Raw genomic sequence first — 19,810 nt, forward strand, 5'->3', positions numbered from 1 at the left:
ACCTTAGCTTCGTGTTGTTTTGCTCTCTTCATAGTCTTGTAAATATTTCTCCAGCGGCCAGGCAGTGCCTAAACCAACGATTTCACCGCTATCTTTTATCGATGATGAATGGCGCATATCGCTGCAGCGATTCAGACCAGCGGAATATTTGGCTGCTTTTATCCTGCAGGTTTACTCGCTCTAAATCATAAAACTCGTGCGTTTTTGCCGAACGCATTTTGAGGATATATTTACTTTCGCTGATGTCGTGCTGTCTTGTACCGTCTTTATTCCACTCTCCGGCGATGTCCGTATATTGATAAACAAGGTCGGAATACACGTTGATTATCCTGTTGTCTTTGATCGCATAGAGCTCCAGCACTTCATAAAATGCGCCGCCGCCGGAATACGCATCAGAGTATCCACCGCGCACCCCAAACGCCAGCGTATCGGGTGCGATCCGGTACGGTGCCAGATCCAGTTTTGTATAATAGGCCAGCGGTCTGACGGACTCATCATCGCTCTCTTTTTCGGCGGTTTTATTCCACTCAGAGAGTTGGTTTAATGGTTTTTCCGAGCGTGCAATCGGCGTTAGCTGTTGGTTCTGCCAGGAAAAAACGCCGAGATATAATTTATTGGCGTGCCCGTTGCTGTAGTTTTCCGGACAGTTGTTATCCGCGTATTTCTTTGCCTGCCCGGCGTCGGCCGGATTGTCGGCGAAACAGGCGACACCGATATATTTGCCGTCTTTGCCCCAGGCTTTGGCACCCGTGAGGATCAGGTTGTCAGGATCTTCATTCGGCGCAACCCAGGCAATCCACGCGTTCTCAGATAATCCCTGTGGAAGCTCGCCAAATCCTTTGGCTGGGGTTGCTCCCGCCATTTGCTCAGCAAAAATCTGTTTACCTTCCGGGTGTTGAATGGCGCTGGGCACGGAATCGAGATTTTGTACGGTAGTGGCGAAAGCAGGGGAGAGTGCTGCCAGCAACACCAGGGGAAGGTACTTTTTCACTCTTGCGTCCTTTCAATAAGAAGGGCGATAAGACTCGCCCTTAATTTTATTTCACGCGCGCCATAAAGTAGGCATCAACGTATTCACCGTTGCGCAGGCCGTATTTCTTACCTGTGCCTTCGATTTCAAAGCCGTATTTCTTATACACCGCCACGGCCGGCTCATTATCAACAAATACCGTTAGCTCAATACGCTCGACGCGCAGCCAGTTGTCGCACATGTCGATCATCGTGCGAATCAACGCGCTGGCAACGCCGCGATTGTGCCACCGTGCATCCACGCAGATACCAAAATCAGCCACGTGGCTGCGACGCGGGCGTTGCGCGACCTCAATACAGAGATGCCCCACGACGATATCGTCAATACAGGCAACCAGTTGTTTGACCCCGGCTTGCTCGGTTAGCCTCGCTTGCCACATCTCGAGGGAAGGATGAGGAACCTGTAGCGTGTTGTGGTACACCTCCGGCTGGGCGTGGATCTGACGAATTGCGTCGTAATCTTTCGGTTCAGCGTGGCGTATCACTATCTCACTCATTCCTTATCTCCAGCAGGGTTAATTGTGTATTTACACTCGCTGAGAAAGAAAATTCCGTCAACTGCATTTTTTTGCAAAAAGAAGTAGACAAGTGCGAATGAGAATGATTATTATTGCTCTGCGTTCAGGGGAACCCCTACGGAGAACCTGAAAGCACGACATTGCTCACATTGCTTCCAGTATTACTTTAGCCAGCTTTTGCTGGCTTTTTTTTTGAGGTTTTGTGTCTGCCTGGCTTACTTGCCATTTCGTCCCCGGGAAGTGCTCGTGCTCCTCACGTACATTTAGTACGCTCCGGGCCCTGCGCGCTTGCCGTGAACAAACTGCCTGCGACGCCGACGGCCGATCCTGTCGCCCTGTGGTGCAGTTCAAGCGCCATCCGGCAAAGAATCCAACATTCAGTCTCCAGCCGCTTTGCGCTATGGTGTAGACAATCACCTTCGAAAGGATCGTCTCATGACCTTACACTGCGCATTTATTGGTTTTGGTAAAAGCACCACTCGCTACCATTTGCCGTACGTCCTCAACCGCAAAAATAGCTGGCATGTCGCGCACATTTTTCGCCGCCACGCCAAGCCGGAAGAGCAGGCACCACAATATTCACATATTCACTTCACCAGTGACCTTGACGAGATCTTAAACGATCCGCAGGTGAAGCTGGTGATCGTCTGTACCCATGCTGACAGCCATTTTGAATACGCCAAACGCGCGCTGGAAGCGGGTAAAAACGTGTTGGTTGAGAAACCCTTCACGCCGACGCTTGCGCAAGCAAAAGCACTGTTCGAACTGGCGCAAAGCAAAGGGCTGACCGTTACGCCATATCAGAACCGTCGTTTTGATTCCTGCTTCCTCACCGCTAAAAAAGCGATTGAGAGCGGCAAGCTCGGCGAAATTGTTGAGGTTGAAAGCCATTTCGATTACTACCGCCCCGAGGCGGAAACCAAGCCGGGACTGCCGCAGGACGGCGCATTCTATGGTCTGGGCGTACACACCATGGATCAGATTATCTCGCTGTTCGGTCGTCCCGATTGCGTGGCCTATGACATCCGCAGCCTGCGCAACAAAGCGAACCCGGATGATACCTTTGAAGCACAGCTGTTCTACGGCTCCCTGAAAGCCATTGTTAAAACCAGTCACTTGGTGAAAATCGACTATCCGAAGTTTATCGTTCACGGTACCAAAGGCTCGTTTGTGAAGTACGGCATCGACCAGCAGGAAACCAGCCTGAAGGCCAATATCATGCCTGGTGAGCCAGGTTTCGCTGCTGACGATTCCATTGGGATGCTGGAGTACGTTAACGATGACGGCCTGACGGTAAAAGAAGAGGTGCAGCCGGAAGTGGGGGACTATGGTCGCGTCTATGATGCGCTTTACCAGACGCTGACAGCCGGTACGCCTAATTACGTCAAGGAATCTGAAGTTCTTACCAACCTGGAACTCCTCGAACGCGCCTTTGAACAGGCTTCTCCGGCGACGATAACTCTCGCCAAATAGCCTGCGCAGACTCCTCTGGGCTTGTTCATTTTTTTTGAACAGAGGAGTCAATTTTCACCCTCTATGATCCCCGGCGGATTGAGTCCACACTTACTCCATCGAAAACATCTGGGGGTGAACACAATGATCTACTTACGCAAAGCTAATGACCGTGGCCACGCTAATCATGGCTGGCTCGATTCCTGGCATACCTTCTCTTTTGCCAACTACTATGACCCAAACTTTATGGGGTTCTCGGCACTGCGCGTGATTAACGATGACGTGATCGACGCAGGTCAGGGCTTTGGTACTCATCCCCATAAAGACATGGAAATCCTGACTTACGTGCTGGAAGGCGCGGTGGAACATCAGGACAGCATGGGGAACAAAGAGCAGGTTCCGGCCGGTGAGTTCCAGATAATGAGCGCCGGGACGGGGATCCGTCACTCGGAGTACAACCCGAGCAATACTGAGAAGCTGCATCTGTATCAGATTTGGATCATGCCGCAGGAAAACGGTATTACCCCACGCTATGAGCAGCGCCGTTTTGATGCCGCTCAGGGTAAACAACTGGTGCTGTCGCCAGATGCCCGTGATGGTTCGCTGAAAGTGTACCAGGATATGGAGTTGTACCGTTGGGCACTGGTCAAAGATGAGCAGTCGGTGCATCAGATTGCCGCTGAACGCCGCGTCTGGATCCAGGTAGTAAAAGGTAACGTGACAATTAACGGGACCAAAGCGACCACCAGTGATGGTCTGGCAATCTGGGATGAGCAGGCCATTTCTATTCATGCCGACAGCGACAGCGACAGCGAAGTGTTGTTGTTTGATCTGCCGCCAGTATAAAAATACACGGCATGCTTAAAGCTGCATCTGTGTTGGCTTTCCTCGCTCACCCCGGTCGCGTACTTAATGTACGCTCCCGGGGATTTACTGCGTCGCCGCCTTGATGCAACTCGAATGATTTTGTGTATTTCTCACAATAAAAAACTCCTTTTTTTCTCTGCGAAGGTTCACGCACGTCCGTGGTAAACTGGGAGAATCTATCCCTTTTTAACGCTTCAGGACGATGAAAAAGAAAAGACCCGTACTTCAGGATGTAGCCGACCGCGTGGGCGTGACCAAAATGACGGTCAGCCGCTTTTTGCGTAACCCGGAGCAGGTCTCCGTGGCGCTGCGGGGCAAAATTGCCGCTGCACTTGATGAGCTGGGTTATATTCCCAATCGCGCTCCTGATATCCTTTCTAACGCCACCAGCCGCGCTATCGGCGTACTGTTACCGTCTCTCACCAACCAGGTTTTTGCTGAAGTGCTACGCGGCATTGAGGCTGTCACTGACGCTCATGGTTATCAAACCATGCTGGCGCACTACGGCTATAAGCCTGAGATGGAACAAGAGCGTCTGGAATCGATGCTGTCGTGGAATATTGATGGCCTGATCCTCACCGAACGTAGCCATACGCCCCGTACGCTGAAAATGATTGAGGTTGCCGGTATCCCGGTGGTTGAGCTGATGGACAGCCAGTCCCCATGCCTTGATATTGCCGTGGGCTTCGACAACTTCGAAGCCGCGCGTCAGATGACAGCCGCTATCATCGCCCGCGGGCACCGTCATGTTGCCTATCTTGGCGCACGCCTTGATGAACGTACTATCATCAAACAGAGAGGCTACGAGCAGGCAATGCGCGATGCCGACCTGGTGCCGTACAGCGTGATGGTGGAGCAGTCCTCTTCCTACTCCTCCGGTATTGAACTTATCCGTCAGGCGCGGCGTGAATACCCGCAGCTCGATGGTGTCTTTTGTACCAACGATGACCTGGCGGTAGGGGCGGCCTTCGAATGCCAGCGTTTAGGGCTGAAAATCCCTGATGACATGGCGATTGCCGGATTCCACGGTCACGACATCGGGCAGGTGATGGAGCCGCGTCTGGCGAGCGTGCTCACGCCGCGTGAACGCATGGGCAGCATTGGCGCAGAACGTCTGCTGGCGCGCATCCGCGGTGAGGCCGTCACACCTAAAATGTTAGATTTAGGTTTCACCTTGTCACCGGGCGGATCTATTTAAGCCAACAAGTTTGAAGTAGCTCACACTTATACACTTCGAGCACGAATGGATATTGCTTCTCTATTTATCCGGCTGGACAATGTTACCGATAACAGTTACCCGTAACAATTTCCTGATTCTTGTACCAGTGGGGGCAACGCTTTGAGCACGACTAATCATGATCACCACGTTTACGTTCTGATGGGCGTATCGGGCAGCGGTAAATCTGCTGTCGCCAGCGAAGTGGCGCATCAACTGCAGGCCGCGTTTCTTGATGGCGATTTTCTCCATCCGCGCAGCAACATCATGAAAATGGCTTCTGGTGAGCCACTCAACGATGACGACCGCAAACCGTGGTTACAGGCGTTGAATGACGCCGCCTTTGCGATGCAGCGTACCAACAAGGTTTCGCTGATCGTCTGTTCCGCCCTGAAAAAAGTCTATCGCGACCAGCTACGCGACGGTAACCCGAACCTCTCTTTCATCTATCTGAAAGGGGATTTTGACGTTATCGAAAGCCGCCTGAAAGCGCGTAAAGGCCACTTCTTCAAAACGCAGATGCTGGTGACCCAGTTTGAAGCGCTGGAAGAACCGGGTGCGAATGAAAACGATGTACTGGTGGTCGATATCGATCAACCACTGGACGGTGTGGTCGCCAGCACCATTGAGGTTATTAACCAGGGCAGTAAGTAGTGAGTACATTAACGCTTGTTTTAACAGCAGTAGGGTCCGTTTTATTACTGCTGTTTTTAGTAATGAAGGCGCGTATGCACGCCTTCGTTGCTTTGATGGTGGTATCCATTGGTGCAGGTCTCTTTTCCGGTATGCCGCTCGATAAAATCGCGGCGACCATGGAAAAAGGGATGGGAGGCACGCTCGGTTTCCTGGCGATTGTTGTGGCGCTGGGGGCGATGTTCGGCAAGATTTTGCATGAGACCGGAGCTGTCGATCAGATTGCCGTCAAAATGCTGAAATCCTTCGGTCACAGCCGCGCACATTATGCGATTGGCCTGGCCGGTCTGATTTGCGCGCTGCCGCTGTTCTTTGAGGTGGCGATTGTGCTGCTGATTAGCGTGGCATTCTCAATGGCGCGCCATACGGGGACGAACCTGGTTAAGCTTGTGATCCCGCTGTTTGCGGGGGTGGCGGCTGCTGCGGCATTCCTGCTGCCTGGGCCTGCGCCGATGCTGCTGGCCTCTCAGATGCACGCCGACTTTGGCTGGATGATCCTGATTGGCCTGTGTGCCGCGATTCCGGGCATGATTATCGCCGGGCCGCTGTGGGGGAATTTCATCAGCCGTTACGTCGAGCTGCACGTACCGGAAGATATTTCCGAGCCGCATTTGGGCGAAGGCAAAATGCCATCCTTTGGCTTCAGCTTATCGCTTATCCTGCTGCCGCTGGTGCTGGTGGGACTGAAAACTATCGCCGCACGCTTTGTTCCGGTCGGTTCTACAACCTATGAATGGTTCGAGTTTATCGGTCACCCGTTTACCGCGATTCTGGTTGCCTGTCTGGTGGCGATTTACGGTCTGGCGGTGCGCCAGGGCATGCCAAAAGACCGCGTGATGGAGATCTGTGGCCATGCGCTGCAGCCGGCGGGGATTATTCTGCTGGTGATTGGTGCGGGCGGTGTGTTCAAACAGGTTCTGGTTGATTCTGGCGTCGGTCCGGCGCTGGGCGAAGCGTTAACCGGTATGGGCCTGCCGATTGCCATCACCTGCTTCGTGCTGGCGGCGGCGGTGCGTATCATTCAGGGTTCCGCGACTGTGGCCTGCTTAACGGCGGTTGGTCTGGTGATGCCGGTGATTGAGCAACTGAACTACTCCGGTGCCCAGATGGCGGCACTGTCTATCTGTATCGCGGGCGGCTCTATCGTGGTCAGCCACGTTAACGACGCCGGTTTCTGGTTGTTCGGTAAATTTACCGGTGCGACCGAAACGCAAACGCTGAAGACCTGGACGATGATGGAAACTATTCTCGGCACGGTCGGTGCGATTGTCGGTATGATTGCCTTTCAGCTGTTGAGCTGATGGCATTGCCCGGTGGCGCTTGCGCTTACCGGGCCTGGAAATGAGCACACATCCACACCGTAGGCCGGGTAAGCGCAAGCGCTACCCGGCTTTTTTATAGCACGACCAGCCCTTCTTCTGTTTTCAGCCAGCGCGGCGCTTTTAGCGTATCGGCGAAATAGCCCACCAGATCCTGCAGTAAGTCACCCGCCACTCGTTCCATCTCGTCAGACTGCGTTTTACTCATCAGCAGGTGCGTTAATAACTGACAGTAGCGCCCCATCTGGTCTGGTTCCGGCTCGAAAAGGGGAAAACGGGTCGGGAATGTTTCTACCGTCAGACTGGCCTGTAGATGCTGCGGTACAGGCTCCGTTAAGGTCGGTTGCAATAACGCGAGACAGGCCGACAGACGTGCACAAACCGCCAGTTTTTCAACCGGGTCATGGCATTCAACCAGCCCTTCGACAAAACGCTCGCAGTTATCCGCCAGTTCGGTGAAATCCGTGGCATGGCTAAAGGGCAGGGTAAATAAAGAGTGTGAAAAGAGAGGGGGAGTCGCCATAGGGCAGCCTCCAATGAGCCAAATTTTACCGCCACCTAAGGGACCAACCTTTTGGTGGCGGGCTGAACGGAGTTGGTCCTACCGGCCTCATTGGATACCGGCGCGTCTTACAACGCCACCGTCCAGCCCACCATTGAGGTGTAGCTGGTCGCACGACAAAAGTGAATTTTATCGCGAATGAGGTAATCAGGGGACCAATCCTGGCACCTGATTTTGCAGGTGCAGCGAGAAGATAATGCCAATCCGCGATGCTGACAAGAGGGCATTCCGGAAGGCACCTCGCAGAAATGAAAATACGTTTTTTCAGCGAGTTAAAAGCGTAAGGAATACCTGAAATTACAGCGGTGCCGGAGAGCCAGGATTGTTAAGGGGGTTGCGTAGCCCCCTTAACACGTTCACTGGTGACGAGATCTCAGAGAAGTAATGAGCATAACGTGAACGGAACTGTTCTCCGGGTAACATGCTATCTGAGCCAAAAAGTAGAGATTACCCCTTCATCCACATCCTTACGCCGTCGAGGAACATCTGGGTAGCCATCATCACCAGAATCAGCCCCATCAGGCGCTCCAGTGCGTTAACCCCTTTCTCGCCCAGCAGGCGTAAAAACAGCGAAGACTGCAGCAAAATCACAAAAGTACCACCCCAGGCGATCAGCAGCGCAATCACCAGATGCCCCATCTGGTTCGGATACTGATGTGATAACAGCATTAATGAAGCCAGGATTGTTGGACCCGCTACCAGCGGGATCGCCAGTGGCACGATAAACGGCTCTTCGCCTGCCGGAAGCCCGGTGCTATTCCCGGTGGCGCTGGGGAAAATCATCTTAATGGCGATCAGGAACAAAATGATGCCCCCGGAGATCGAAACGGTTTCCGCGCGCAGGTTAAGAAATGCCAGTATTTTCTCGCCAGCAAACAGGAATATCAGCATCACCAACAGCGCAATGAACAGCTCGCGAATCATAATCGCGCGGCGGCGTTTTGGTTCGGTATGTTTCAATACGGACATGAAAATGGGCAGATTTCCGAGCGGGTCCATAATAAGGATCAATAAAACTGCCGCTGAAATGATTTCATTCATAACTCAAATTCCCTTACTATTACCGCGGACTTTCTGCTTGCTTGCGCAGCGAGATAAGTCGCATTACTGATGGCTTCGCTATCATTGATTAATTTCACTTGCGACTTTGGCTGCTTTTTGTATGGTGAAGGATAGGCCAGTAGGATACTGGTTAGCATACACAGCACACATCTCTGCAGGAAAAAAACGCTATGAAAAATGTTGGTTTTATCGGCTGGCGCGGTATGGTCGGCTCTGTTCTCATGCAACGCATGGTTGAGGAGCGTGACTTCGACGCCATTCGCCCTGTTTTCTTTTCTACTTCCCAGCTCGGGCAGGCGGCACCGACATTCGGTGGAACCACGACCGGCACGCTTCAGGACGCTTTTGATCTGGATGCGCTGAAGGCGCTCGATATCATCGTGACCTGTCAGGGCGGCGATTATACCAACGAAATCTATCCAAAGCTTCGTGAAAGCGGTTGGCAGGGTTACTGGATTGACGCGGCCTCTTCGCTGCGTATGAAAGACGATGCCATCATCATTCTCGATCCGGTTAACCAGGATGTCATCACTGACGGCCTGAACAAAGGTATTAAGACCTTTGTCGGCGGTAACTGTACCGTTAGCCTGATGCTGATGTCCCTCGGTGGCCTGTTTGCCAATGACCTGGTTGACTGGGTTTCCGTGGCGACCTATCAGGCGGCCTCCGGCGGCGGCGCGCGCCATATGCGCGAACTGCTGTCCCAGATGGGTCATCTGTATGGCCATGTGGCCGATGAACTGGCAACCCCTTCCTCTGCTATTCTCGATATCGAACGTAAAGTGACGACCCTGTCCCGCAGCGGTGAACTGCCGGTTGATAACTTTGGCGTACCGCTGGCCGGTAGCCTGATTCCGTGGATCGACAAACAACTTGATAATGGTCAGAGCCGCGAAGAGTGGAAGGGACAGGCTGAAACCAACAAAATTCTTAACACCTCTTCCGTGATCCCGGTTGATGGTCTGTGCGTGCGCGTCGGTGCGCTGCGCTGCCACAGCCAGGCGTTCACCATTAAACTGAAAAAAGATGTGTCTATTCCGACCGTGGAAGAACTGCTGGCAGCGCACAATCCGTGGGCCAAAGTCGTGCCAAACGATCGGGATATCACCATGCGTGAGTTAACCCCGGCGGCCGTTACCGGCACGCTGACCACGCCAGTAGGCCGTCTGCGTAAGCTGAATATGGGACCGGAGTTCCTGTCAGCCTTTACTGTGGGCGACCAGTTGCTGTGGGGTGCTGCAGAGCCATTGCGCCGTATGCTGAGTCAGTTGGCGTAATGTGGGACGGCCTGATGACGCCACGTTTATCAGGCCTACAAACGACGCGAACCACCTGGCCGGATCAGTCAATACGGCTTTCCGGCAGAGTGATTGCGTGTTTTAACAATGGGTGCTGAGTCACCCATTTTTTTGCGTAATACAGGAGTAAGCGCAGATGTTTCATTTTTTACCAGGAGTAAGATAAAGCATTGGCTATTCTTTAAGGGTGACTTAGTACCGGAGGTATTAAGTTGTTGCCTGAAGGTGGGACGACGCAGAGAGGATGCACAATTGTGCTGCGCCGTTCAGGTCAAAAAAAGTGTCACTACCTGATGTCGAAGATCAGTTGGAAGGCGTGACACCATAAAACAGGATGACAACCATGTCCGTTCGTATCGATAGAGACGTGATTAATGCGCTAATTGCAGGCCATTTTGCGGATCCTTTTTCCGTACTCGGTATGCACCAAACTGACGCTGGACTTGAAGTCCGCGCCCTATTACCTGACGCCACCGAAGTGTGGGTGATCGAACCCAAAACCGGACGCAAAGTCGGCAAGCTGGACTGCCTCGACTCTCGCGGTTTTTTCTGTGCTGTACTTCCCCGCCGTAAAAATTTCTTTCGCTATCAGTTAGCTGTTGTCTGGCATGGACAGGAGAATCTGATTGATGACCCTTATCGTTTTGGCCCGCTGATCCAGGATATGGATGCCTGGCTGTTATCTGAAGGTACGCACCTGCGACCTTACGAAACGCTGGGCGCGCATGCGGATACCATGGATGGCGTAACTGGTACGCGCTTCTCCGTCTGGGCGCCTAACGCTCAACGCGTGTCAGTGGTTGGGCAGTTCAACTACTGGGATGGCCGTCGCCACCCGATGCGCCTGCGTAAAGAAAGCGGTATCTGGGAGTTGTTTATCCCCGGCGCGCAGCATGGTCAACTGTATAAATACGAGATGATCGATGCGAACGGTAAGCTGCGAATCAAAGCGGACCCTTACGCCTTCGAAGCGCAAATGCGCCCGGAAACCGCGTCGCTTATCTGCGGTCTGCCGGAAAAAGTGGTGCAAAGCGAGGAGCGAAAAAAAGCCAACCAGTTTGACGCGCCGATCTCTATCTATGAAGTGCACCTGGGCTCATGGCGTCGTCATACCGATAACAACTTCTGGCTGAGCTACCGCGAACTGGCGGATCAGTTGGTGCCTTACGTCAAGTGGATGGGCTTTACCCATCTCGAACTGTTGCCGATTAATGAGCATCCGTTCGACGGTAGCTGGGGCTACCAACCTACCGGTATGTATGCACCGACCCGTCGTTTCGGGACGCGTGATGATTTCCGTTATTTTGTGAATGCCGCGCATCAGGCCGGACTGAACGTCATTCTCGACTGGGTGCCGGGCCATTTCCCGTCGGACGACTTTGGTCTGGCAGAGTTTGATGGCACCAATCTGTATGAGCACAGCGACCCGCGCGAAGGGTATCACCAGGACTGGAACACGCTGATCTACAACTACGGTCGCCGTGAAGTCAGTAACTATCTGGTGGGCAATGCCCTGTACTGGATTGAACGTTTTGGTATCGATGCGCTGCGCGTAGATGCCGTGGCGTCGATGATTTATCGCGACTACAGCCGTAAAGAAGGGGAGTGGGTCCCGAACGAATTTGGCGGTCGTGAAAACCTCGAAGCCATTGAGTTTTTACGCAATACCAACCGTATTCTTGGCGAGCAGGTGCCGGGGGCCGTGAGCATGGCGGAAGAGTCCACCGACTTTGCCGGCGTTTCAAGGCCGCAGGATATGGGCGGTTTAGGATTCTGGTATAAGTGGAACCTCGGCTGGATGCACGACACGCTGGACTACATGAAGTTGGATCCGGTTCATCGTCAGTTCCATCACGATAAGCTGACCTTCGGCATGCTGTACAACTACACCGAAAACTTTGTCCTGCCGCTGTCGCACGATGAAGTGGTACACGGTAAAAAATCAATTCTCGATCGCATGCCGGGGGACGCATGGCAGAAGTTTGCCAACCTGCGCGCCTACTACGGCTGGATGTGGGCCTTCCCGGGCAAGAAACTGCTGTTTATGGGCAACGAGTTTGCTCAGGGGCGTGAGTGGAACCATGACGCCAGCCTCGACTGGCATCTGCTGGAAGGCGGCGATAACTGGCACCACGGCGTACAGCGTTTGGTGCGCGATCTGAACCTTACCTATCGTCATCACAAAGCGCTGCACGAGCTTGATTTTGATGCCTATGGCTTCGAGTGGCTGGTGGTGGATGACAAAGAACGTTCGGTGCTGGCTTTCGTTCGTCGTGACAAAGTCGGTAATGAAATCATTGTTATCAGCAACTTTACGCCAGTACCTCGCCACGGCTATCGCTTCGGTATCAATCAGCCGGGCAAATGGCGCGAGATCCTCAATACCGACTCGATGCATTATCACGGTAGCAATACCGGTAACGGCGGCGCGGTACACAGCGATGAAATCGCCAGTCATGGTCGTCAGCACTCACTGAGCCTGACGTTGCCACCGCTGGCAACGATCTGGCTGGTGCGGGAGGGATAATGACGCAACTGGCAACCGGCAACGCCACCCCCCATGGTGCAACGTATGACGGCCATGGCGTCAATTTCACCCTCTTTTCGGCCCACGCTGAACGCGTTGAATTATGCGTATTCGATGAGCAAGGCTGCGAACTCCGCTACGACCTGCCGGGGCGTAGCGGCGATGTCTGGCACGGCTATCTGGCCAACGCCCGTCCCGGTCTACGCTATGGCTATCGCGTACATGGTCCGTGGCAACCGCAGCAGGGCCACCGGTTTAATCCGGCGAAACTGCTGCTTGACCCTTGCGCGCGTCGGGTGGATGGCGAGTTAAAAGATAACCCACTGCTGCATGGTGGGCTGAATGAACCGGATCATCATGATAACGCCGCCATCGCGCTGAAGGGCGTGGTGGTGTCCGACCATTATGACTGGGAGGATGATGCCCCGCCGCGCACGCCGTGGGGCAATACCGTAATTTACGAAGCGCATGTCAAAGGGCTGACGTATTTGCATCCTGACCTGCCGGAAGAGATTCGCGGGACCTACAAAGCGCTGGGTCATCCGGTGATGATCGACTATTTCAAGCGCCTCGGCATTACCGCGCTGGAGCTGTTACCGGTGGCGCATTTCGCCAGCGAACCGCGGCTTCAGCGACTGGGCCTGTCAAACTACTGGGGCTACAACCCGGTGGCGATGTACGCGCTGCATCCGGCCTATGCCAGCTCGCCGGAGAGTGCGCTTGATGAGTTTCGCGACGCGGTAAAAGCGCTGCATAAAGCGGGTATTGAGGTCATTCTCGACATCGTTTTAAACCACAGCGCCGAGCTGGATCTCGAAGGACCTGTCTTCTCGCTGCGCGGAATTGATAACCGTAGCTATTATTGGATCAGAGATGATGGCGATTACTACAACTGGACCGGTTGTGGGAACACCATCAATCTGAGCCATCCTGGCGTTGTGGAATACGCATGCGAGTGCCTGCGCTACTGGGTTGAAACCTGCCATGTGGATGGTTTTCGTTTTGATTTGGCTTCCGTCATGGGGCGTACGCCTGAGTTTCGTCAGGATGCTCCGCTGTTTACCGCGATCCAAAACTGTCCGCTGCTCTCACGCGCCAAGCTGATTGCGGAACCGTGGGATATTGGTGAAGGCGGGTATCAGGTGGGGAATTTCCCCCCGCCGTTTGCCGAGTGGAATGACCATTTCCGCGATGCGACGCGACGTTTTTGGCTCCAGCGTAATCTTTCGTTGGGCGAGTTTGCCGGACGTTTTGCCGCATCCAGCGACGTGTTTAAACGCCCGGGCCGCAATCCCAGCGCCACGGTCAATCTGGTGACCGCGCATGACGGTTTTACGCTACGCGACTGCGTTTGCTTCACAAATAAGCACAATGAAGCGAATGGTGAGGAAAATCGCGACGGCACTAGCAATAACTACAGTGACAATCATGGTAAAGAAGGATTAGGCGGCTCGCTGGACCTGATTGAGCGGCGGCGCGACAGCATTCATGCGCTGTTAACCACGCTGTTGCTCTCCCAGGGAACGCCGATGCTGCTGGCGGGTGATGAGCATGGTCATAGCCAGCACGGTAATAATAACGCTTACTGCCAGGATAACGCCTTAACCTGGCTGGACTGGCAGCAGGCAAACAGTGGGCTAACCACATTTACCGCCGCGTTGATTCATCTGCGTCGGCAAATACCTGCATTAACAGGCGATTGCTGGTGGGAAGAGGGCGATGGCAATGTTCGTTGGCTGAATAAGTACGCACAACCCTTAAGTGCGGATGAGTGGCATAACGGCCCGAGGCAGATGCAAATCCTGCTTTCAGATCGTTTCCTGATTGCAATAAACGCCACGCTTGAGGTGACAGATATCGTTTTACCTGAAGGGGAATGGCACGCCATTCCCCCATTTGCCGGAGAGGATAATCCGGTGCTTACGGCGGTCTGGCAGGGACCTGCGCACGGACTGTGTGTGTTCCAGAGAAGATAAAAAGGAGTTAGTCATGGTAAGTTTAGAGAAGAACGATCGTGTAATGTTGGCGCGCCAGCTGCCATTAAAATCTGTTGCCCTGATCCTGGCCGGTGGCCGCGGTACTCGCCTGAAAGATTTAACCAATAAGCGTGCCAAGCCTGCCGTGCACTTTGGCGGTAAGTTCCGCATTATCGATTTTGCCTTATCCAACTGTCTTAATTCCGGGATCCGCCGTATCGGCGTGATCACTCAGTACCAGTCACACACGCTGGTGCAGCATATTCAGCGCGGCTGGTCGTTCTTTAGCGAAGAGATGAACGAGTTCGTCGATCTGCTGCCTGCCCAGCAGAGGATGCAGGGTGAAAACTGGTATCGCGGTACGGCGGATGCGGTGACCCAAAACCTGGACATCATTCGACGCTATAAAGCGGAATATGTGGTGATCCTCGCGGGCGATCATATTTATAAGCAGGACTACTCACGCATGCTGATCGACCACGTTGAGAAAGGCGCGCGTTGCACGGTGGCCTGTATGCCAGTGCCTATTGAAGAGGCCAGCGCGTTTGGTGTAATGGACGTGGACGACACCGATAAAATTATCGAGTTCGTTGAAAAACCTGCCAACCCGCCAGCGATGCCTAATGATCCGACCAAATCGCTTGCCAGTATGGGGATCTACATCTTCGACGCCGATTATCTGTATGAACTGCTGGCGGAAGATGATCTCGATGAAAAATCCAGTCACGATTTTGGCAAAGACATCATCCCGAAAATCACCGAAGCTGGCATGGCATATGCTCATCCATTCCCATTGTCCTGCGTACAGTCTGACCCGGAATCCGAGCCGTACTGGCGCGATGTGGGAACGCTGGAAGCCTACTGGAAAGCAAACCTCGATCTGGCTTCGGTGACGCCTGAACTGGATATGTACGACCAGGACTGGCCAATCCGTACGCATATGGAATCACTGCCGCCGGCGAAATTTGTTCAGGACCGTTCCGGTAGCCATGGAATGACGCTGAACTCGCTGGTCTCCGGCGGCTGTATTATTTCTGGTTCGGTGGTAGTGCAGTCCGTTCTGTTCCCGCGAGTGCGGGTGAATTCATTCTGTAACATTGATTCGGCAGTGTTGTTACCTGAAGTGTGGGTGGGACGTTCGTGCCGCTTACGTCGTTGCATTATCGACCGCGCCTGCGTTATTCCTGAAGGCATGGTGATTGGTGAAAACGCGGAAGAAGATGCTCGTCGTTTCTACCGTTCAGAGGAAGGTATTGTACTGGTCACGCGTGAAATGCTGCGCAAACTGCAGATCAAACAGGAGCGATAATGCAGGTTTTACACGTTTGTTCAGAGATGTTCCCTTTGTTAAAAACCGGGGGACTGGCGGATGTTATTGGGGCGTTACCCGCAGCGCAAATCGCGGACGGTGTGGATGCCCGCGTGCTGCTCCCGGCGTTTCCTGATATCCGTCGCGGCATTCCCGATGCGCAGGTAGTGACGCGTCGCGATACCTTCGCCGGACGTATTACGCTGTTGTTCGGGCATTTCAACGGTGTGGGCATTTACCTGATTGACGCGCCGCATCTCTATGACCGTCCCGGTAGCCCGTATCACGACACTAACCTGTTTGCATATACCGATAACGTGCTGCGTTTTGCGCTGCTGGGTTGGGTCGGCAGTGAAATGGCCTGTGGCTTTGACCCATTCTGGCGCCCGGATGTGGTGCATGCGCACGACTGGCATGCCGGTCTGGCCCCGGCGTATCTGGCGGCGCGCGGCCATCCGGCGAAATCGGTGTTCACTGTGCACAACCTGGCGTATCAAGGCATGTTTTATGCAAAGCATATGGATGACATCCAATTGCCATGGTCGTTCTTTAACGTGCACGGACTGGAGTTTAACGGGCAGATTTCTTTCCTGAAGGCCGGGTTGTACTACGCCGACCACATTACGGCGGTCAGTCCGACCTACGCGCGGGAAATTACCGAGCCGCAGTTTGCCTACGGCATGGAAGGTCTGTTGCAGCAGCGTCATCGTGAAGGACGTCTTTCCGGTGTGCTGAACGGCGTTGATGAAAAAATCTGGAGCCCGGAAACCGATCTGCTGCTGGCGTCGCGGTATACGCGTGAAACGCTGGAAGAGAAGGCGGAGAACAAACGCCAACTACAGATCGCGATGGGACTTAAGGTTAACGACAAAGTGCCGTTATTTGCCGTAGTCAGCCGCCTGACCAGTCAGAAAGGGCTGGATCTGGTGCTGGAAGCGCTACCGGGGTTGTTAGAGCAGGGTGGACAACTGGCATTGCTCGGCGCGGGCGATCCGGTTTTACAGGAAGGTTTCCTCGCCGCGGCGGCGGAACATCCGGGACAGGTGGGCGTACAGATTGGCTATCACGAAGCCTTCTCGCACCGCATCATGGGTGGGGCCGACGTTATATTGGTTCCCAGCCGTTTTGAGCCGTGTGGCTTAACGCAGTTGTATGGACTGAAGTACGGCACGCTGCCGCTGGTGCGGCGCACCGGTGGGCTGGCTGATACGGTCTCTGACAGTTCGCTGGAAAACCTTGCGGATGGTATCGCCAGTGGGTTTGTATTTGAAGATAGTAATGCCTGGTCGCTGCTACGCGCGATTCGGCGTGCTTTCGTATTGTGGTCCCGGCCTTCGTTGTGGCGGTTTGTACAACGTCAGGCCATGACCATGGATTTTAGCTGGCAAGTCGCGGCGAAGTCATACCGTGAGCTTTACTATCGTTTGAAATAGATATCCAGGAATCACCTATATGAATGCTCCATTTACTTATGCATCGCCCACACTCAGCGTAGAGGCACTTAAGCATTCTATCGCCTACAAGCTGATGTTCACGATTGGTAAAGACCCGGTCATTGCCAATAAACATGAGTGGCTGAACGCCACGTTGTTCGCGGTGCGCGATCGTCTCGTGGAGCGCTGGCTGCGTTCTAACCGTGCGCAATTATCCCAGGAAACTCGACAGGTTTATTATCTGTCAATGGAGTTTCTGATTGGCCGCACACTTTCCAATGCACTGTTATCGTTGGGTATTTATGACGATGTCAAAAATGCGCTGGAAGGTATGGGGTTGGATCTTGAAGATCTGATCGATGAAGAAAACGACCCTGGTCTTGGCAACGGTGGCCTCGGGCGCCTGGCGGCCTGCTTCCTGGACTCACTGGCAACGTTGGGTCTGCCGGGACGCGGCTACGGTATTCGTTATGACTACGGCATGTTCAAACAGAACATTGTTGATGGCCGACAGAAAGAGTCACCGGACTACTGGCTGGAATACGGTAACCCGTGGGAATTCAAACGCCACAATACGCGCTACAAAGTGCGCTTTGGCGGGCGTATTCAGCAGGAAGGTAAGAAAACGCGCTGGATAGAAACTGAAGAGATCCTCGCGGTAGCCTACGACCAAATTATTCCCGGTTATGACACAGACGCCACTAATACGCTGCGCTTGTGGAGTGCCCAGGCCAGTAGCGAAATCAACCTCGGTAAATTTAACCAGGGTGACTACTTTGCGGCGGTGGAAGATAAAAACCACTCCGAGAACGTCTCCCGCGTGCTTTATCCGGATGACTCCACCTATTCAGGACGCGAGCTGCGTTTGCGCCAGGAGTATTTTCTGGTCTCCTCCACGGTGCAGGACATCCTGAACCGTCATTATCAACTGCACAAAACCTACGACAACCTGGCAGATAAGATCGCCATTCACCTCAACGACACCCATCCGGTACTGTCGATTCCTGAGCTGATGCGTCTGCTGATCGATGAGCACAAATTCAGTTGGGATAATGCGTTTGAGGTCTGCTGCCAGGTCTTCTCGTATACCAACCACACCTTGATGAGCGAAGCGCTGGAGACCTGGCCTGTCGATATGCTGGGCAAAATTCTGCCGCGCCATCTGCAAATCATCTTTGAGATTAACGACTACTTCCTGAAGACGTTGCAGGAACAGTATCCGAACGATACCAGTCTGCTGGGACGGACGTCGATTATCGATGAATCCAATGGCCGCCGGGTGCGTATGGCATGGCTCGCAGTGGTGGTGAGCCACAAGGTTAACGGCGTTTCTGAGCTGCACTCCAACCTGATGGTGCAGTCGCTGTTTGCTGACTTTGCGAAGATTTTCCCGACTCGCTTCTGCAACGTCACAAACGGCGTAACGCCGCGCCGCTGGCTGGCGCTGGCTAACCCATCGCTCTCTGAGGTGCTGGATGAGAACATTGGCCGCACCTGGCGAACCGATCTCAGCCAGCTAAGCGAGCTTGAACAGCACTGCGATTACCCGCTGGTAAATCAGGCGGTGCGCCGTGCGAAACTGGAGAATAAAAAACGTCTGGCAACGCTCATTGCCCAGCAGCTTAACGTGGTGGTGAACCCGAAATCGCTGTTTGATGTGCAGATCAAGCGTATTCACGAATACAAACGCCAGTTGATGAACGTGCTGCATGTGATCACCCGCTACAACCGCATTAAGGCCGATCCTGACGCCGAGTGGGTGCCGCGTGTGAATATCTTCGCCGGTAAAGCGGCTTCGGCCTATTACATGGCGAAGCACATCATTCACCTGATCAACGACGTCGCGAAAGTGATCAACAACGATCCGCAAATTGGTGACAAGCTGAAAGTGGTGTTTATTCCTAACTACAGCGTCAGCCTGGCGCAGGTGATTATTCCTGCTGCCGACCTGTCTGAGCAGATTTCGCTGGCCGGGACCGAAGCCTCTGGTACCAGTAATATGAAGTTTGCCCTCAACGGCGCGCTGACTATTGGGACGCTGGACGGTGCCAACGTCGAGATGCTGGAGCATGTGGGCGCAGAAAATATCTTTATCTTTGGTAATACGGCGGAAGAGGTCGAAGCCTTACGCAGCCAGGGCTACAAGCCGCGTGAGTATTACGAGAAAGACGAAGAGCTGCACCAGGTGCTGACGCAGATTGGCAGCGGTGTATTCAGCCCTGAGGAGCCGGGGCGCTATCGTGACCTGGTTGACTCGCTGATCAACTTTGGCGACCACTATCAGGTTCTGGCGGATTATCGCAGCTACGTTGACTGCCAGGATAAGGTTGACGAACTGTATCGCCACCCGGAAGAGTGGACCACCAAGTCGATGATTAATATCGCCAACATGGGCTACTTCTCGTCGGACAGGACGATCAAAGAGTACGCCGAAAACATCTGGCATATCGACTCGGTGCGGTTGTAACAAGGGCAGGACGATCTGTAGGCCGGATGGATAAGGCGTTAGCCGCCATCCGGCAAAAGGCCCGGTAGCGCTGACGCTTACC

At 53.7% G+C, this 19,810-nt stretch carries 14 protein-coding genes and 2 pseudogenes; 11 read left to right on the forward strand and 5 right to left on the reverse strand.

The genetic code is table 11. The annotated features are described in order from the left end of the window. Positions 1-3: 3 nt before the first annotated feature. The 3 genes and pseudogenes from HV237_RS26090 to yhhY form a co-directional block, all read right to left on the reverse strand. Positions 4-115, reverse strand: a pseudogene (locus HV237_RS26090) (hypothetical protein); the annotation flags it as partial. Continuing rightward, a pseudogene (locus tag HV237_RS26335) lies at positions 110-991 on the reverse strand (hypothetical protein); the annotation flags it as partial. The pseudogenes HV237_RS26335 and HV237_RS26090, both read right to left, overlap by 6 nt. A 46-nt stretch (positions 992-1,037) precedes the next feature. Continuing rightward, entirely contained in the window at positions 1,038-1,526 is a 489-nt protein-coding gene (gene yhhY / locus HV237_RS01360; RefSeq protein ID WP_019078130.1) for an N-acetyltransferase, read from the reverse strand. Between the two features lie 456 nt (positions 1,527-1,982). On the opposite strand from yhhY, the gene HV237_RS01365 reads away from it, so the two are divergent. The 5 genes from HV237_RS01365 (at position 1,983) to gntU (ending at position 7,076) form a co-directional block, all read left to right on the forward strand. Beyond that, positions 1,983-3,020: an oxidoreductase gene (locus HV237_RS01365; RefSeq protein ID WP_046274517.1), complete on the forward strand. Its 1,038-nt coding sequence runs from the start codon at positions 1,983-1,985 to the stop codon at positions 3,018-3,020. A 123-nt stretch (positions 3,021-3,143) separates the two neighbouring features. Further along, positions 3,144-3,845 carry a quercetin 2,3-dioxygenase gene (yhhW, locus tag HV237_RS01370; RefSeq protein WP_019078131.1) on the forward strand — a complete coding sequence of 234 codons (702 nt, stop codon included), beginning with the start codon at positions 3,144-3,146 and terminating at the stop codon, positions 3,843-3,845. A gap of 223 nt (positions 3,846-4,068) precedes the next feature. Beyond that, positions 4,069-5,064, forward strand: a complete 996-nt coding sequence (gene gntR, locus HV237_RS01375) for a gluconate operon transcriptional repressor GntR (RefSeq protein ID WP_016157654.1) — start codon at positions 4,069-4,071, stop codon at positions 5,062-5,064. 141 nt (positions 5,065-5,205) lie between these two features. Then, positions 5,206-5,736 (forward strand): gluconokinase, encoded by a 531-nt coding sequence (gene gntK, locus HV237_RS01380; protein ID WP_003023475.1) that lies wholly within the window; start codon positions 5,206-5,208, stop codon positions 5,734-5,736. After that, on the forward strand, positions 5,736-7,076 hold the full coding sequence (gene gntU, locus HV237_RS01385) for a gluconate transporter (protein WP_047358177.1): 1,341 nt from the start codon (positions 5,736-5,738) through the stop codon (positions 7,074-7,076). Before gntK ends, gntU begins: the two co-directional genes overlap by 1 nt. Positions 7,077-7,170: 94 nt before the next feature. On the opposite strand, the gene HV237_RS01390 is transcribed toward gntU, so the two are convergent. Both HV237_RS01390 and yhgN read right to left on the reverse strand, forming a co-directional pair. After that, positions 7,171-7,617, reverse strand: a complete 447-nt coding sequence (locus HV237_RS01390; RefSeq protein WP_047358176.1) for a hypothetical protein — start codon at positions 7,615-7,617, stop codon at positions 7,171-7,173. 486 nt (positions 7,618-8,103) lie between these two features. Continuing rightward, a complete protein-coding gene (gene yhgN, locus HV237_RS01395) occupies positions 8,104-8,697 on the reverse strand; it encodes an NAAT family transporter YhgN (protein ID WP_003023480.1) in 594 nt (197 codons plus the stop codon). A gap of 191 nt (positions 8,698-8,888) precedes the next feature. Here yhgN and asd point away from each other — a divergent pair, with 191 nt between their 5' ends. The 6 genes from asd (at position 8,889) to glgP (ending at position 19,728) form a co-directional block, all read left to right on the forward strand. Beyond that, positions 8,889-9,995 (forward strand): aspartate-semialdehyde dehydrogenase, encoded by a 1,107-nt coding sequence (asd, locus tag HV237_RS01400; protein WP_047358175.1) that lies wholly within the window; start codon positions 8,889-8,891, stop codon positions 9,993-9,995. 364 nt (positions 9,996-10,359) lie between these two features. After that, a complete protein-coding gene (glgB, locus tag HV237_RS01405; protein WP_016154817.1) occupies positions 10,360-12,543 on the forward strand; it encodes a 1,4-alpha-glucan branching enzyme in 2,184 nt (727 codons plus the stop codon). Then, positions 12,543-14,519 carry a glycogen debranching protein GlgX gene (gene glgX / locus HV237_RS01410; RefSeq protein ID WP_019078135.1) on the forward strand — a complete coding sequence of 659 codons (1,977 nt, stop codon included), beginning with the start codon at positions 12,543-12,545 and terminating at the stop codon, positions 14,517-14,519. The genes glgB and glgX overlap by 1 nt, the downstream gene beginning before the upstream one ends. A gap of 13 nt (positions 14,520-14,532) precedes the next feature. Beyond that, positions 14,533-15,828 carry a glucose-1-phosphate adenylyltransferase gene (gene glgC / locus HV237_RS01415; protein WP_016154815.1) on the forward strand — a complete coding sequence of 432 codons (1,296 nt, stop codon included), beginning with the start codon at positions 14,533-14,535 and terminating at the stop codon, positions 15,826-15,828. Further along, entirely contained in the window at positions 15,828-17,261 is a 1,434-nt protein-coding gene (glgA, locus tag HV237_RS01420; RefSeq protein WP_016154814.1) for a glycogen synthase GlgA, read from the forward strand. Before glgC ends, glgA begins: the two co-directional genes overlap by 1 nt. Positions 17,262-17,280: 19 nt before the next feature. Next, positions 17,281-19,728, forward strand: a complete 2,448-nt coding sequence (glgP, locus tag HV237_RS01425) for a glycogen phosphorylase (RefSeq protein WP_046274519.1) — start codon at positions 17,281-17,283, stop codon at positions 19,726-19,728. Positions 19,729-19,810 lie beyond the last annotated feature (82 nt).

The sequence above is a fragment of the Citrobacter sp. RHBSTW-00570 genome, from assembly GCF_013739755.1.
In the GTDB taxonomy this organism is placed as follows: domain Bacteria; phylum Pseudomonadota; class Gammaproteobacteria; order Enterobacterales; family Enterobacteriaceae; genus Citrobacter; species Citrobacter braakii.

Excerpts from the sequence above, each read along its gene's own strand:
- glgP (WP_046274519.1), top strand. The coding sequence starts at position 17,281 with ATGAATGCTCCATTTACTTATGCATCGCCCACACTCAGCGTAGAGGCA.
- yhhY (WP_019078130.1), bottom strand. The coding sequence starts at position 1,526 with ATGAGTGAGATAGTGATACGCCACGCTGAACCGAAAGATTACGACGCA.
- glgB (WP_016154817.1), top strand. The coding sequence starts at position 10,360 with ATGTCCGTTCGTATCGATAGAGACGTGATTAATGCGCTAATTGCAGGC.
- HV237_RS01390 (WP_047358176.1), bottom strand. The coding sequence starts at position 7,617 with ATGGCGACTCCCCCTCTCTTTTCACACTCTTTATTTACCCTGCCCTTT.
- yhgN (WP_003023480.1), bottom strand. The coding sequence starts at position 8,697 with ATGAATGAAATCATTTCAGCGGCAGTTTTATTGATCCTTATTATGGAC.
- HV237_RS01365 (WP_046274517.1), top strand. The coding sequence starts at position 1,983 with ATGACCTTACACTGCGCATTTATTGGTTTTGGTAAAAGCACCACTCGC.
- glgC (WP_016154815.1), top strand. The coding sequence starts at position 14,533 with ATGGTAAGTTTAGAGAAGAACGATCGTGTAATGTTGGCGCGCCAGCTG.
- glgA (WP_016154814.1), top strand. The coding sequence starts at position 15,828 with ATGCAGGTTTTACACGTTTGTTCAGAGATGTTCCCTTTGTTAAAAACC.
- yhhW (WP_019078131.1), top strand. The coding sequence starts at position 3,144 with ATGATCTACTTACGCAAAGCTAATGACCGTGGCCACGCTAATCATGGC.
- gntR (WP_016157654.1), top strand. The coding sequence starts at position 4,069 with ATGAAAAAGAAAAGACCCGTACTTCAGGATGTAGCCGACCGCGTGGGC.
- asd (WP_047358175.1), top strand. The coding sequence starts at position 8,889 with ATGAAAAATGTTGGTTTTATCGGCTGGCGCGGTATGGTCGGCTCTGTT.
- glgX (WP_019078135.1), top strand. The coding sequence starts at position 12,543 with ATGACGCAACTGGCAACCGGCAACGCCACCCCCCATGGTGCAACGTAT.